Below are 15,517 nucleotides of genomic sequence, written 5' to 3' on the forward strand. Positions count from 1 at the left end.
TGAATCAAGCCGCTTAGTATTTTCAAAACCCCCACCTCTAAAATTCTGTCCATCCAACTCAGGAAAAGAAACAATTATGAAATTGATTCATTCAATAATAATTGTTTATTTTCTATTAATAACTGTTTAAAGGATTTTCTTATTCTTTTTCGCATACCAATCTTCCTCCTTTATTATTACAAGTGAGATCCCCCTATCTTCTTCGTTTCTCTTTGAACGGGGGAACTCATACATACGAGATAAAAAATTTTATTTATATAAAAGATAAATAATTATCTGTATTGTTGTAATAATAAAAGATTCGTGTGAAATCCATTTGAATTTGAAATGAAAACTACGTATATTTTTAATCTATATCATTCTTCTATTCAAACGTAAATTTGCCAACAACTTGTTTACTATATATATCCAAATTAAAAAACCGACATAAAAACCTCTTTCTTTTTAGGGGAGGACGAGAGCATCTGGCCGTGCATAGAAGCGGTCAGGGCCTTTTCCTGTCACATGCGATGTTTTAAAACAAAGGGAAAAAGCGAGTACAGGTGGTGTTGCAGTCTGCATAACAGCAACTTATATGTCGAAAAATTAAAATTGATTTATATATCTTTATAAAGAAGAACGATTTTTTATCTCTTCTATTTATCTTTATATAAATAATAACGCCCCATCAAATTCGTAATTTGATGGGGCGTTATTTCTAATATAAGTTCTGTACAAAAGCTATTTTCTATAACATATTTACAAATATTTCTGGTCTGCCCCAGTTCATTTGCTCACAAACCAATTGTATTTTTTCCTTATCAATTGTGTGAAATGCTTCTTCTAATTGGCACGAAATTGGTACCTCACAATGAATTTGTGCAAGTTGTAGTGACATGTGCAAATTGTCTAAGTCACTCTCGATCTTTGTACGCTGTGCTTTTGTTAATGATATAATGTTTTCCAAAACACCCGCAACTGTTCCATGCTCTTGGATAAGCTTATAAGCTGTCTTTTCACCAATGCCTTTAACACCTGGATAGTTGTCACTTGAATCACCCATAAATGCCTTTGCATGAACAATTTGCCATGGTTCTACGCCTTTTTCTTCCATAATTTTCCCAGGTGTGTAAAATTCATAATTTCCAATTCCTTTTCGAAGTAGCATGACTGTAGTTTTTGTATCAACTAGCTGTAGCAAATCTGTATCACCTGTTAAAATAAACACTTCTGCTTCATGTTGATACACTTTTGCTAGTGTTCCAATACAGTCATCAGCTTCATATCCTTTCATACCAATAACCGGGATCGATAAATGGGCAGTCATTTCTTGCACTAGATCAAATTGTGGAATTAATTCTTCTGGCGGTGCTCCGCGATTCGCCTTATAGTTTGAAAATGCTTCTGTTCGAAACGTTGTACTCCCCATATCCCAGCACGTTACAATATGAGTCGGTTCAATTGTACTAGCTGCTGTTAATAAATGCTTCATATAACCATGAATCCCGTTCGTTGGAATACCATCTTGTCTTTTCATAAATTGTCCATACACACTTGTTGCATAAAAGGCACGAAATAATAGTGCCATACCATCTACTAATAATACTTTTTTCATAATTCATCTCCTAATGACAAAAATAAAAACCTCACGTCATGACGCAAGGTTGTATAATCAATTAATGATTGTAACTGTTATTATACAATGATTTGCTTTATTTAGCATCCATAAATATTACTTACAACATTGATGTAATAATTCCACATACGTATTATTTCCAGTGGAAACAACAACTGCTTTTGCTGTTCCGCTAACAATGTGAGTACCTTGATAGCATAAATTTTCAAGACAAAGTGGATTATAATCTTTTATGCGTTTTAACGGCATAAATCGTTTTTTTTCAATGTGATAACAGCTTTCATACTTTTCTACAAGCATCTCTTTTCCTGTTAAAGGAGATTCATCAACTAGTACATCTTTTGCGTAAATAATGCGAGCGTCAGCCGGTACAGTATCACCTGCAGAAAGGCAAATCACATCTCCTGGGACCAATTCTTCTGTTGGAATATTCATTATTTCAGAATCTGTATCTATCCCATTCACTTTATCATTTGCTACTCTTAAAACAGTAACTGACTTTGATGTTATTATGTTCGTTTGATTCGCTTCCTTTTCGAACAAACTTACTTTTCCCATCAACTTCATCATCATATGAGTAAACATCACTTTTTTATTCACATATCGTTCATTTTTCCCATATTGTACAATACGTCTTTTTGCCTCTTTAACAGAAAGGCCATTTCTTGTTGTTTTAAAATAAGCATACACAGATTTTACATCTCGAATCGCAACTTCCATCAGCATTTCATTATTCTTTTGTAAAACCTCTTGTACTTTTATCGTTTTTTTATGAGTTATATTATTTATAATTCCTTCTCGTTTGTTTACATATAACACCGTCCGTCTCCTCCTTCACACATGCAGGAAGAAACTCATTGTTTCTCAATTTATCTAATTACAGATATAGAGGGAGGAACAAGTCGTTTCCTACCTACATTACACATTCTATTTTCGAAATACCTGGGTAACGGAACCGAGTCCGAAGCTGACATTGCTCCTCACCTCCTTATATGATTACTTTTAGTTATGTATAACAGATACACCCTAATAAAAAAGACCTTTACCCGAGAGCGAGTAAAGGTCTGAACATACATAAATAAGCAACGCTTAATATAACTACGTATTATGTAGCCTATATTAAAAACAATTGCACCTCTCCCTCGCCGAGCTTTAGCACTGTATAGCATAGGTTCTTAACCAGCTACATTAAAAAAGACCTTAATTCGATCATTCTTGTTGACCCATTGGCGTCTCTCGACATTTTTGGGCAGTAGCATCTCTCTATACAGGAGCCTCACCTAACAGAGACATATTTAGTTACAAGAAAAATGTTACTCCTATTTAAAATAGATGTCAACACTTTGTATTCAAACTTTTCCTTGTGAGGTTTTTAATATGTTAAACACCCAGCAATCACAACTCCGATGGAAATTGATAAAAACATAAGAAAAAGTCCGACAGCCTGGTTATCTTCTTCAATGCTTTGATTAATATTGAAACGTGGTGTGCACAATTCGGCTAAATAAAATACAACGATTTGTGCTAAAACTCCAATCGCTCCCCATAATGCCATATCCATTAGTGAAACAGAATGAGCAGCAGTAGAATACAAGACGATAGCAAGACCAAGAAGTCTTCCTCCAAGCACGTAGCTTGCTGCTTTATTTCCTTTAGCTATTAATGAAAATTCCTTCACTTTTGTTGTCACTTCCATAAGAAATAAACCGATACTTAAAAGACCGAACGAAACAGTTACATAAAGTAAAAAGTTCATCAATTACAATCCCCCTTTTTAATCCCAACAGGTAAATAATAAGATTCATTTCCCGTAATTTTTTCACCGGCACGTATACCAATACTACTTGGTTTCCCAGCAATTAAAAACGATCCAAACACATACGATAGCTCCTCGTTCCCTTTTTCAGTCTCAAGAGAAACAACTGGAAGCGTTATATATTTTTGAAATACGGGAAGTTCCTTTTTATACGTTTGATTTGAATTTTGAATCATAATACTCTTGTCTTTGTCACGAATTATAACCGTGTCACCTTCTCTGCCAAACGAGGGTTTTTGAACAAAAGAACTTTTTCCTAAAAATAAATCTGGTTCTAAGTAAGTAGGAAGCATATATTCCTTAATCCATTGTCGTTCCTCACTCGTATAAAAAGCACCTATCTCAGCTAATCCCCAAACCAAGCATTGAATCGATTTCGGCTGAAGTAGAAAGGATGAAACAGGATTTATAATAAAAAGCTTTCCTTTCTCTACAAGTTGCAATAACTCAAGCCCGACAAAGTCCCCAGTTTTAGGATCCCGATCCACAACTAAATCTTCGATAGGATATGTTTGACGATACAAAATATCAATTGGCACACCGTCTCTGTCGACCAAAGCATCTTCAGTAATTCGAAGCTCTGACATTGACACCATTTTATTTTTCACCTGACATAGCTGACTCAAATACATAGTAGTATTCCAATCTTCTATATGCTCATGATGGGCTGTGAAGACAACGTTTGGCATTCTCATCCCTTTAGCAGCTTCCATTACGGCTTTTGTGATACCAGAAGAAAGAAGACGGTCCTGATTCTCGTTTGGGTCATGATAATTGAATTCTTTGCATACTATGCCATTCATTTGGAAGCATTCCACAATAAAAGTTGGGGTATCACTATTAAACTCAAGCATTTTGATACCACCATCCGTCAAAGCAAAATCAAACCGTGAAATAATAGATTCAGGAAACAGAGATTTCATTCTGATAAAAGGCAGACTTGAAGATGGAAAACCAAGTTCAAGAAGCTGATCATCAGGCAAGGTTCGAAGAAGGCTAGCAGTCTTAAAAAATACTTTTCCCATTCGTTCTGTTGCTAATTGCAACTGCCTAATAGTTTGTTCAGTTATTTCAAAAACATGAAAAAGGCTATACTCACTTCCGTACAAGTCAGACCAAAAGTAAGGAACCCTTGAGTAAAATTGCCTTCGTTCCTTTATGTAAAACGACATGATTTAACCTCCAGATCCGCCCTTTGAACCGCTTCCAATTCCTCCTTTAAAATTAGAAGAAGATTGATAAGACTTAAATTCAGGTGAACTTTTAAAAGTTGATTTATTTTGATAATAATTACCACTGTAATAATAATGCCCATGATAACTTGAATGATTGTCATCACATCTCCACACTCCAAGTTCATCATCAAAGTCCCAATCGGAACAGCTTCTATCATTTGGTTTTGGAGGGAGATCTTTTGTACAGCCAGATAAAGTGCCGGCCATTAAAGAAGAAAGAACGCCTGTTACTAACAATTTTGTTTTTGTCACCTTTCCACGCCCCTTATATATTATATTTTTATTATAAAAGAATTCATGATAAAATAGAAGAAAAAGGAAGAGGGATTACGATTGCGGTTAGAATATCGACTCAATGATGAAGCTAAACAATATCCTGCCTTATGGAACTATCCATATATTTCCATTTCCGAAACTGTCGCAAGGATGACTTGTGAGTATTTCATTAAAGAAGGGGATACGTATATCGTAACCGCGACTGCGATGGACTCTGATGGAACAGCAGTAATATATGTCAAAAAAGAAAAGTTCTTCGATGATTCTTCAGAAACAATATATTCCCATATAGGTTTTGAGATTAGAGAACTACAAGAAGAAAATTCGATTTTAATAGAAAGTAAAGATGTATGGAATCATGAGGAAATCTTAACACATCTCCATTCAGATATTTTGTATGTTCAAAGGGACGGAATATTAATGGAATTTTCCTTAGACTCTAGGGAGATTGATGAAGATCGAAAATGCTATGTTTATTATGGAGAATTTACAGGCGAATGTAGGTAAATTTAAAAATCCTATACTATATATACAAGTTTAAAAACCTCCTTTCTTTTTAGGGGGACGAGAGCATCTGGCCATGCATAGAAACGGTCAGGACTTGTTTCTGCCACATGCGATATTTAAAACAAATGGAAAAAGCTAATAACAGGTATGTTGTATGGCAGCGACTTATATGTCGAAAAATTCAAATGAATATACATACATTTGAATCACACGAATATTTTTTATGTTATCCACACAATAAAACTCAAATTATTCCTAGTAGACTTACAAAAAAATAAAAACCTTACGTATAAAACGTAAGGTTTTTTTATTCCCACATATGCCGTTCTCATTTAGATGTCCATAAACCCACTCTCGCAGGTGGATGTTCTCAAAAAGGCTTTCATCTTCCTTCTTAAAAAGATGGCTTGATGGCCACATTTTAATATTGAACTTCCGTATTACTATCATTGGTTTAAGACATACACAAGCTACGTACATCGTAGGCAGTTATTATTAATCATAAGTATAAATAGAACCCCGCACGTGCCGTCTCTCGTAAATGTCCAAAAACCCGCTACTCGCAGGTGGATGTTCTCACAGTTGCCTTTCATCTTCCTTCTCAAAGAAAGGCATGATGTTGGCATCTAAATATCGAACTTCCGTATTACTATCATCGGTTTTAGACATAAATAAGTTACGCACACCGCAGGATGTTTTATTTATTTGTCGTTATCTTATCACATTGTTCGCAATGTGTAAAATAATTTGTTTTTTAAGTATTTCTTGTTTGTGCTCCTATTGTAATACAAATTTTTTTGACGTGCAATAGGCTACTGTTCTTCTTTTACAATTGTATTTTCAGGATAAGAAATCCAATCGCTCCAGCTACCTACATACAATTTTATATTTGTAAACCCTACCATTTTTAATGTTAATACGTTTGGACATGCCGTTACACCAGATCCGCAATAAACAATCGTTTCTTTCTTTTTATCAAGATGGATAAAACGATTTTCTTGTGCCTTCTGCTCCTTAAAAGCACCAGAGTCTGTTACACCATCTTTCCAAAAATAATTTTGCGCAGTTGGAATGTGACCAGCTGCTTTATCAACTAATTCTTCTAATCCTTCATAACGTTTTGGTTCACGCGAGTCAATCAGTGTAACATCTGCATGTTTGCTAATTTTAGCTTGCAGCTCTTCCATTGTTACAACAGTATCATGTTGTATAGATGGAACGAATGTCTTAGGTGCAAAGACTGCTAGCTCATTCGTTACTTCAAAATTTTGTTCTTTCCACGCTGGGAAACCGCCATTTAACACATATGTTTTGTTATGCCCAAGATACGTTAAGAGCCACCATAGACGAGAAGCCATTGCTCCGCCTTGGCTATCATATGCCACAACTGTCGTATGCTCATCAATCCCAGCTTGTGAAAGCTTTTGTACAAATTCTTCTATACATGGAAGCGGATGACGTCCGCCATGCTTTGTAACCAGACTTGATAAATCTTTATTTAAATCAAAATAGAGCGCAAACGGAATATGTGCTTCATTATATTGTTCTCTTCCCCAATTTGCATTCGCTAAATCAAAACGGCAATCGATAATTCGAACCTGCTCATCTTGTATATGTTCGTGTAACCATTCGGCTGTAACGATCATACTTAACGACCTTCTTTCTCTTTTAAACGTCCTACGTATTCCATTACCATATCTTCTGTTACAATCTTACGTTGCTGTGCAATACCGTTTTTTGCAAGTTCATTAATTTGTTTCGTTACCATATTAATTACATCAACGGAGAAAGATTTCCCATTTAACGCAAGTGATACAGCCGCTTCAATCGCCGCTTCACGCTGTGCGTCTAACTGTAGAAAAGCTTTCACCACTTCATTTTGTTTACGAGAATGCGCTGTAATTGCTACATGTACTTCCATGTTCTCTTCCCCCTAATTTAAGTCCATCGTAAGCCGAATCATATCACGACATACAATGCCATTTTCCATAATCTCTTCTTCATAATGCTTGGAAAAGTAATCAAAATCAATAGAAAAAATGCGAAATCCACATTTTTGATACAAAGCAAGCTGCGAGACACTAGAATTACCCGTTCCAATTTCAAGTGTGTGCATGTTTTGTCCTTTTACCGTTTGAATCGCATGCTGTAACAGCTGCTTTCCGATGCCCTTTCCTTGTTCCCCATCAGAAACAGCAATATTCATGATTTCCATTGTATTAGGACGCGTTTCTAACAATACATATACACCAATCACATGTTCAAAACGCTTTGCGACATAAATGATGCCCCGATAAAGATACGATTTCAATTGTCGTTCGCTTGGATCAGCAAGTAATAGTAGCTGGAGCGGCGCTTCATTTGGTGAAACACGTTCAATTACTAATTCTTCCATAAAAATTCTCTCTCCTCTTTGTTCTAAACCATACTTGTCTTCCATAAGTAATACAAAGGAGGTCATCATTATGGACAACAATGAAAAGAAGTGCAATATAATCTCCATTGATGAGAAGAAAAAGAAAAACGGTACGTACTCCTATCCAAAATTAGTGATAGAAGGAAAACCATATGAGTTCTCTTCCTTCGTCTTATGCGGCGAAACGCCAGATGGAAGACGTCTCGTCCTAACTCATATGGTTTCCTCAGATGAATTTGCCGGATTTGTAAAATCATTAGATACTGTACTACAAAAACGGATTGAACGTATTTTTTTCTCTTAATACTTTTCTTCTAGTTCAACTTCTATTTTTTGTAACTTCTTTCTTAATTCTTCTTTTCTCTGTTCGTATGCAGAAACATCAATTGTTTCCAATAACGCGAATAATAAACTTTCATAGTATTGTGTGATATCTTGCATCATAGCTGTTTTCACAAGTTGCCATCTATGAAGCCATTCTTGTTTATAATGACTAATAAATAGGCGTTGTTCTTCTGTTACGTAATCTGCTACAAACGGTTCTAACGTTTGCTTCATTTCTTCTTGCATCAATGCTTTATCATTTTTCTCGAAGAAATTTTTCTCACTTTTAAAATGAGCTAGCGCTCTTCTAAATTGTTTTTCTTCTATATTAGGAAACGGGTTTTCATGAGTACGAACGCGATAGTCATATGTTACATCTGTATGAACTACAAGCTGTTCATTTCTTGTCACACATTGCTCTATTACTTCATCTTGTGCATGTCTCATCGTTTCATTTATCCATTTTTCAAGACGCAGTGAAGTTGCACGCATTTCTTGTAATAAGTCATGTTGTAAGAAAGCAATTAACTCCATCATGCACTCTTGTAATTTATCTTTCACATTCCCTTGCGTTCGTAAAGAAGCTGGATTAATAAATTCTGTGAATACATCATTGTAACGTAAAAATAACCGTTGTTTTACATAATACAGAAGTTCTTTTATTTCATTTTCCAAAGACTTTTCCTCTGTGATAACACTGTGGGAAGAAATCATGTGAAGCAGTTCTTCGCGTTCTGCTTCATATTTTTTTCGTTGCTGTTCTTTTACCTCATTTCCTTGCATTGCGCTTTCAATCATATTTGCAAGAAGCTTATAACCATTTTGAAGTGCGCCGTGTAAAGAATGAACCGATACAAGCATTAAATCTCTCATAATAAACGAAGTGAAGGCTTGTTCAAATTGTGCTAAGCCAGATTGTTGTAAAATGCCATACGCTTCTTTCGAAATCTCTTTTCCTTGTTTTTCTTCTAATGCAAATAAGCTAGATATTGCGAACAAACGTGGATTACGAATTCCATACTGTAATAATTGATCGCTAATATATCCTTTTACTGTTTGTGATTCCTCTTCAGACTGTGCTAAATCAGCCGCATTAATTAAGAAAAACATTTTATCAAGTGCAAATGTATCTTTCACACGACCAAGTTGAATTAAAAACTCTCGATCTGCTCGTGAAAACACGTGGTTATAATATGTTACAAATAAAATTGCATCTGCATTCTTTATATATTGGAACGCTACGTCTGTATGGCGAGCGTTAATAGAATCTGCCCCCGGCGTATCCACAAGTGCAATGCCCTGCCTTGTTAATTCACAATCAAAATAAAGCTCCATGTACTCTACAAAACATGATTTTTCTTCGTTGGTAACATAATCAGCAAATTCAGCTAATGTTACATGAGATTGCTCTCCTAAACGTTGCTTTACATCATCATATCCACGCTGCACAGCACGTAAAAAACTAAACGTTGTTTTTTGTCTACCACTTGGTGCTGGATATTGCAAGACATCATCAATTTGCAGAAGCGCTTCTTCCAAGGAAGTAATCTCGCGATAAAATAATTTATAAACAGCTTTTAAATCCTCAAAAAGTGCCGTTTCTGATTTAAACTGTACAATTACCGTACCATGCGGTTTCTCATCTGTTACAGGCAAAATTTGATTAATTGTTGCTGTTGTAGGATTTGGTGATACTGGTAATACCTTTTCTCCTAATAATGCGTTCGCAAAGGAAGATTTCCCAGCACTAAACGCTCCAAATAGCGCCACTGTAAACTGTTTCGCTTCCACACGTTTCCTTTTCTCTATGATTTCTTGTTGTACATGTTTAAGAACTGGAATATGCTGCAAAACATCTTCTGCATCCTTAACATGCTCTATAATCTGTGCAATGTTAAGCTTTGTTTCCTTGTTTGGTTCGGACTCATTGACAGTGAGTTCATCCTCTACTTCGAATTGTGCTTGTAATTGAAATTTTTCGTTTGTTACTTTCTTTGTTTGTTGTAACGCTTTTTCAATATCTATAGTTTGTGGAACTGAAAAACGATTGTGCCAAATATCTTGTAAATAGTTTTCATACTGATCATACTCTTGCATGCACTGTAATTTTATATCCTTTGCCTTTTGAATCGCTTCATATTGCGTTATTTCTTCTCGTACATGTTGACTATCAGCTTGTACTTTGCTGTGCAAGAGCGGCAAACTTTTCTCAAATATATTTTGTGCTTCGCGGCGATAACGTTTCTTCAATTCATTTGCTACATCTTCTGTATAATGAAGCAAATAATCGCCAGTAAATCCTGCTCCTTGTTTAATCGTCGCTTCCAGTAATGCAGGAGTAAAGTCTGCATTTAAGTCATGTATTACTTTTCCAAGTTCTTCTGTGAATAGCTCTTTTTTCTTAAAAAAGGAGACAACGTACTCTTTCATATGAAAATCAAGCTGCGTCTCTACCGTTTTATGTAGTTCCTCATAAAACGCTTCTAAACGACGCTGTTTTTCTTGCTCAGTTTTTCCTTTTGAAAACAGTAAACCAACTTTAAATTTTGTGAGCTTCGTTTCTAAATATTGATTTGCTAAATCCCGCATCTCAAACGGCATTAAATATGCATTGTCTAAAATATTTTGCAAGCCACTAAAAAACTGTTCTTTCACTTGCGGTACTGTATTTGTAACATGTGTTTCTTTTTCCGCAAGCTGTTCTAAAATCGCTGTTACATCTTGAAGCGATAACATCGATGCTAACTCTTTTTGAAACGGCTCTAATTGTTTTTCATATTGTGAATGTAAAAACGAGAAATGTTCTTGTAACAAATAAGATACTTCTCTCTCCATTCCTCTTTTCACATACATATCTTTTTCCTTTATAATTGAGGAAAGGCGTTGCTCAAGCTGGCCTAATTCGTTATGTGAATGATTCTGCATACGTAAAGACGTATAATAGATACCGTCAACTTCTATATTCCAATTAAAAAATGATTGCGCTACGCTTTGTTGATATACCTCGAAAGGTAGCTCATTTTCTTTATGTTTATCAATTTGATTCACAACAAGATAAACGGTTTTGTTACGCTGTTTTAACTCTTTAACAAACTGTAAATTTACTTCTGATTGCACATGATTGTAATCCATCATATAAAATATTACATCAGCAAGATGCAATGTCGATTCTGTTGCAAGTTGATGGGCATCATCAGTTGAATCAATACCCGGCGTGTCAACAAGAACAACATCATCTGAAAGCGGTGCATCATTACGATAAATATGAATGCCAATCACTTCATCGCCATTTTTGCAAAGCTCTTTTAATTCTTCTGCTGTATACATACCGTCATACTCGTATTTCTGTCCTGATTTTAAAATAACGACAACGCGATTCGGTCCTTTTTCTATCTTTACAACATTCGCGCTCGTTGGAATCGGACTAGTTGGCAACAATTGATTTTTAAATAAATAGTTCATCATTGTTGATTTTCCAGCAGAAAAATGCCCGCAAAATGCTATCATCAGTTGGTCATCTTTATACTTACGTACAACTTCAAGCAACTTCTCGCTATGTTCTATATCACCTTTTTTCTGCCATTCTTCATAAAAACAAACGAGCTTTTGTAAACTGTTTGTTTGCAATGTGTTTGTCATCCCCTCGTGCCCCTTTATTCCATGATGTATCCATCTATTATATTACTAAATTTTCAGCATCTTCACAGTAAAAAAATAAAAAAATCCCTTTCATCTCTATGGAAACGAAAAGGATTTCTATGTAGTATAGTTCATTATTTAGTTGCTCCTACTCGATGTAACACATGCTTTGTTACAACTGCATATAAAACAATTGTTCCTCCTAAAAATGCATATACCATAATTATCACACCTTATCTTTTGATAATGATTATCAATTTTAAATATATTTTATCATTAAAGAGAATGATTATCAATATATATTTAAAAAAGAAAAGCTCCCTTTCAGAGAGCTTTCATACTGCCTATTTTAAAGGAGTCGTAGATAGTTGTGCATTCTAATTATAACTCAAAGGCGCAATGTTAACAGTTGAAAAATTTTGGAAATATATATACCTTACCATTCATACTGTAATATACTTAAAGAAATATCGATAAGGAGATGAAGTATGAACAGCATTTCACCAAACGAAAGAATTCATTCTATTGATATTATAAGGGGGATTGCCATCTTTGGTATTTTCCTTGTAAATTGGCCTATATTAGCTGGAGTCGACTCTCGAGATTTAACAACTGTTTACGAAGGATTTGATCAGTACATTCGATTATTTTATGATCTATTTGTTCAAACAAAATTTTACACAATTTTTTCTTTTTTATTTGGTCTTGGTTTTTATATTTTTATGAAGCGCGCTGAAGAAAAGACACCTCACCCAAAATTATTATTTATACGGCGACTACTTATATTATTCTTATTCGGATTTTTACATTATGTACTACTTTGGGATGGTGACATTTTACATAGTTATGCAATAGCTGGCTTCGTACTACTTTTCTTTTATAAAAGACAACCAAAAACGTTATTAATTTGGGCACTTATTTTATTAAGTATTTGGGAACTTCTTGTGTTGCTTATGAATTTAGCAATTCTGTTCACTCCCCCCGAGACACTTGGCGCTCTTTCTGCTCCTGTCGTTCCCTTATTAGATTGGGGCTTGCAAGTTCAAGATCGCTTTACTGCTTTTTACTCAGAAGAAATTAGTGCTTCTCTTATCATGCTACCCGAAACAGTCGGTCTCTTTTTACTCGGTCTATATGCGGGAAAAAAAGAAATGTTTCGCCGCGTAAACGAGATAGACCCAAAGCTAAAGAAATGGCAAATCATTACCTTCTTCGCTACTTTGCCAACATGGGGAATTATTGTTATCTACTTTACTATGAACGATCTATACGTACCATTTTCAATGATTTCCTTTATTACGCTAAGCGGAAAAACACTATTCATTTTTTATATTTTTACACTTATGCGTCTCTTGCAGCATGCGAAATGGCAAAACATATTCCGCCCTTTCCAATATGTTGGCCGCATGGCATTAACGAACTATATCTCGCAAACGGTCGTCACGTTATTCGTATTCGGATTACTATTTAAAGCAAATATCGTATTCCCACTATGGGGCGGTACACTTTTTTGCATTGGCTTCTATACCATTCAAATCTTTATCAGCCGCTGGTGGCTCTCTCATTATCAATACGGACCGCTTGAATATATTTGGCGCCTTGGCACATACGGAAAAAGTATGCCGATAAAAAAACAAAGCAGTATCTCATCTTGAGATACTGCTTTCTATTATACTTCTGAAACCGTATTTTGTATTGAAATCTGTTCTTCTTTTACTTTCGGTTGTCTTTGCGGAATCATATTAAATACAATATTTAAAAGCACGGCTGATGCACTTCCTAATACAATTCCGTTATCTGTTAAAATACGAACGCTCTCTGGAAGCTGTGAGAATAATGTTGGCACAACTGTTACACCAAGCCCCATTCCAACAGAACACGCCACAATTAATAAGTTTTCCTGCTTCGCAAAATTAACACTGCTTAACATTTTAATGCCATATGCCATAACCATTCCGAACATTGCAAGCATCGCACCGCCAAGTACTGGCTTTGGAATAATTGTTGTTACTGCTGCAATCTTCGGAATAAATCCAAGGACAATTAGCATACCGCCGCATGTATAAATGACAACGCGATTGCGCACACCTGTTAGTTGGACAAGACCGACATTTTGTGAATACGTCGTATACGGAAATGCGTTAAAAATACCACCTAACACCATCGCGATCCCTTCTGCGCGGTAGCCTTTCGCTAACTCTTTTTCACCAATTTCTTTGTTACAAATATCAGACAGTGCAAAATACACACCTGTTGCTTCAACAATTCCTACACAAGCAACGAGAATCATTGTAATGACCGGCGTTAATTCGAACGTTGGCGTACCGAAGTAAAATGGCTGTACACCATGAAACCAATCGGCTTCTGCTACAGCTTGTAAGCTTACTTTTCCCATTAACGCAGCAATTGCTGTACCAAATAATAATCCTAATAAGATTGAAATAGAGCGAATGAATCCATCAAAAAAGCGGTACATGATGATAATAAATAACAATACTCCGAACGCTAATGCTAAATTGGATACACTACCGAAGTCTTTACTTCCTACACCACCAGCCATATCGTTAATCGCGACTGGAACTAATGTAACTCCAATAACGGTTACAACTGAACCGGTAACAACTGGTGGAAACAGTTTGACAAGTTTTCCAAACACACGAGCAAATAACACAACGAAAAGTCCTGCTGCAATAATAGATCCGTACACAGCGGATACCCCATACTGCTTACCAATAGCAATCATCGGTCCAACTGCCGTGAAAGTACAACCTAACACAACTGGAAGTCCAATGCCGAAGAAACGGTTCGTTAACGCTTGTAAAATCGTCGCAATGCCGCACATTAATAAATCAATTGATACTAAATACGTAAGCTCACGCTGATTCAATCCAAGTCCGCCGCCCACAATAAGCGGTACGATAATTGCTCCAGCATACATCGCCAACATATGTTGAATACCAAGGGACGCAATTTTAAAAGGATGTTGTTTCATCATTCTACCTCCGCTGTCGCGCGTTCCACAAAACGAACTGCCCCATTATCAAGCGATGCGATTTCCGCAAGCGATTCTACACGAACACCGCTCTCACGTAATTTACTTCCTCCATCTTGGAATGCTTTTTCAATTACAATTCCGATACCAGCTACCGTTGCTCCAGCTTGCTCTACTAAATTCATTAAACCAAGTGCTGCCTGACCATTTGCTAAAAAGTCATCAATAATAAGAACACAATCGTCTTCATGTATATATTGTTTCGAAATAGAAATTTCGTTCGTTTCTTGCTTTGTATAAGAATATACTTTTGCAGTATACATATTATCTTGTAATGTTAACGATTTACGCTTTCTTGCAAAAACAACCGTTACACCAAATTGCAATGCAGCCATCACAGCTGGAGCAATTCCTGAAGACTCAATCGTCACGATTTTTGTAATCTGATCGTCTTTAAAACGCTTTGCAAACTCTTTTCCGATTTCTTGCATAAGCACTGGATCAATTTGATGATTTAAAAAAGCATCCACTTTTAACACATCATCTGACAATACCTTTCCTTCGCGCATAATTTTCTCTTGTAATAATTTCATAGTTTGTTCCTCCTCTTATGCAAATAAAAAACTCCATAAGCAGCCTTCACCCAATACAAGTGAGAGACGTGCTTTTGGAGCTTTGCAAAGAAAAGAATGCAACT

14 protein-coding genes, 2 other RNA genes, 1 pseudogene and 1 riboswitch are annotated in these 15,517 nt (G+C 35.8%); of the genes and pseudogenes, 3 read left to right on the forward strand and 14 right to left on the reverse strand.

The features are described from left to right. Window positions 1–86: 86 nt before the first annotated feature. The 6 genes and pseudogenes from Q9306_RS07440 to Q9306_RS07465 form a co-directional block, all read right to left on the reverse strand. Window positions 87–155, reverse strand: a pseudogene (locus Q9306_RS07440) (FbpB family small basic protein); the annotation flags it as partial. Between the two features lie 572 nt (window positions 156–727). Next, entirely contained in the window at window positions 728–1,594 is an 867-nt protein-coding gene (locus Q9306_RS07445; protein ID WP_306196861.1) for a 5'-3' exonuclease, read from the reverse strand. Between the two features lie 117 nt (window positions 1,595–1,711). Continuing rightward, window positions 1,712–2,434, reverse strand: a complete 723-nt coding sequence (locus tag Q9306_RS07450) for a P-type ATPase actuator domain-containing protein (RefSeq protein WP_306196863.1) — start codon at window positions 2,432–2,434, stop codon at window positions 1,712–1,714. Window positions 2,435–2,744: 310 nt separating this feature from the next. Beyond that, window positions 2,745–2,910, reverse strand: a riboswitch (M-box (ykoK) riboswitch). A gap of 77 nt (window positions 2,911–2,987) precedes the next feature. Beyond that, window positions 2,988–3,374, reverse strand: a complete 387-nt coding sequence (locus Q9306_RS07455) for a DUF350 domain-containing protein (protein WP_306196865.1) — start codon at window positions 3,372–3,374, stop codon at window positions 2,988–2,990. Continuing rightward, window positions 3,371–4,603 carry a glutathionylspermidine synthase family protein gene (locus Q9306_RS07460; protein ID WP_306196866.1) on the reverse strand — a complete coding sequence of 411 codons (1,233 nt, stop codon included), beginning with the start codon at window positions 4,601–4,603 and terminating at the stop codon, window positions 3,371–3,373. Before Q9306_RS07460 ends, Q9306_RS07455 begins: the two co-directional genes overlap by 4 nt. Window positions 4,604–4,606: 3 nt before the next feature. Continuing rightward, on the reverse strand, window positions 4,607–4,918 hold the full coding sequence (locus Q9306_RS07465) for a hypothetical protein (RefSeq protein ID WP_306196868.1): 312 nt from the start codon (window positions 4,916–4,918) through the stop codon (window positions 4,607–4,609). Between the two features lie 81 nt (window positions 4,919–4,999). Between Q9306_RS07465 and Q9306_RS07470 the strand changes: the two genes are divergently transcribed. Then, entirely contained in the window at window positions 5,000–5,449 is a 450-nt protein-coding gene (locus tag Q9306_RS07470; RefSeq protein ID WP_306196871.1) for a hypothetical protein, read from the forward strand. A 306-nt stretch (window positions 5,450–5,755) separates the two neighbouring features. Here the strand turns inward: Q9306_RS07470 and ssrS (Q9306_RS07475) are convergent. The 5 genes from ssrS (Q9306_RS07475) to Q9306_RS07495 form a co-directional block, all read right to left on the reverse strand. Then, a non-coding RNA gene (ssrS, locus tag Q9306_RS07475) (6S RNA) lies at window positions 5,756–5,940 on the reverse strand. Between the two features lie 21 nt (window positions 5,941–5,961). Beyond that, a non-coding RNA gene (gene ssrS / locus Q9306_RS07480) (6S RNA) lies at window positions 5,962–6,146 on the reverse strand. A 115-nt stretch (window positions 6,147–6,261) separates the two neighbouring features. Continuing rightward, a complete protein-coding gene (locus Q9306_RS07485) occupies window positions 6,262–7,095 on the reverse strand; it encodes a sulfurtransferase (protein WP_306196873.1) in 834 nt (277 codons plus the stop codon). 2 nt (window positions 7,096–7,097) lie between these two features. Continuing rightward, complete coding sequence (locus Q9306_RS07490; RefSeq protein WP_306196874.1) at window positions 7,098–7,370, reverse strand: YpbS family protein; 273 nt, start codon at window positions 7,368–7,370, stop codon at window positions 7,098–7,100. Between the two features lie 12 nt (window positions 7,371–7,382). Beyond that, complete coding sequence (locus tag Q9306_RS07495; protein ID WP_306196876.1) at window positions 7,383–7,844, reverse strand: GNAT family N-acetyltransferase; 462 nt, start codon at window positions 7,842–7,844, stop codon at window positions 7,383–7,385. A gap of 70 nt (window positions 7,845–7,914) precedes the next feature. Here Q9306_RS07495 and Q9306_RS07500 point away from each other — a divergent pair, with 70 nt between their 5' ends. Then, entirely contained in the window at window positions 7,915–8,169 is a 255-nt protein-coding gene (locus Q9306_RS07500; RefSeq protein WP_306196878.1) for a DUF3931 domain-containing protein, read from the forward strand. On the opposite strand, the gene Q9306_RS07505 is transcribed toward Q9306_RS07500, so the two are convergent. Then, window positions 8,166–11,828 (reverse strand): dynamin family protein, encoded by a 3,663-nt coding sequence (locus Q9306_RS07505; protein WP_306196880.1) that lies wholly within the window; start codon window positions 11,826–11,828, stop codon window positions 8,166–8,168. The genes Q9306_RS07500 and Q9306_RS07505 overlap by 4 nt on opposite strands. A gap of 488 nt (window positions 11,829–12,316) precedes the next feature. Here Q9306_RS07505 and Q9306_RS07510 point away from each other — a divergent pair, with 488 nt between their 5' ends. Next, window positions 12,317–13,483, forward strand: coding sequence for a DUF418 domain-containing protein (locus Q9306_RS07510; RefSeq protein WP_306196881.1), 1,167 nt, complete (start codon window positions 12,317–12,319; stop codon window positions 13,481–13,483). A gap of 14 nt (window positions 13,484–13,497) precedes the next feature. Here the strand turns inward: Q9306_RS07510 and pbuX are convergent, their stop codons facing one another. Both pbuX and Q9306_RS07520 read right to left on the reverse strand, forming a co-directional pair. Beyond that, the gene (gene pbuX, locus Q9306_RS07515) at window positions 13,498–14,820 is read right to left on the reverse strand and encodes a xanthine permease PbuX (protein ID WP_306196883.1); all 1,323 of its coding nucleotides are present in this window, start codon (window positions 14,818–14,820) and stop codon (window positions 13,498–13,500) included. Further along, window positions 14,820–15,413, reverse strand: coding sequence for a xanthine phosphoribosyltransferase (locus Q9306_RS07520; protein ID WP_306196885.1), 594 nt, complete (start codon window positions 15,411–15,413; stop codon window positions 14,820–14,822). Before Q9306_RS07520 ends, pbuX begins: the two co-directional genes overlap by 1 nt. Window positions 15,414–15,517 lie beyond the last annotated feature (104 nt).

The sequence above is a fragment of the Bacillus multifaciens genome (assembly GCF_030756675.1).
GTDB classification, from domain to species: Bacteria; Bacillota; Bacilli; order Bacillales; family Bacillaceae_G; genus Bacillus_A; species Bacillus_A multifaciens.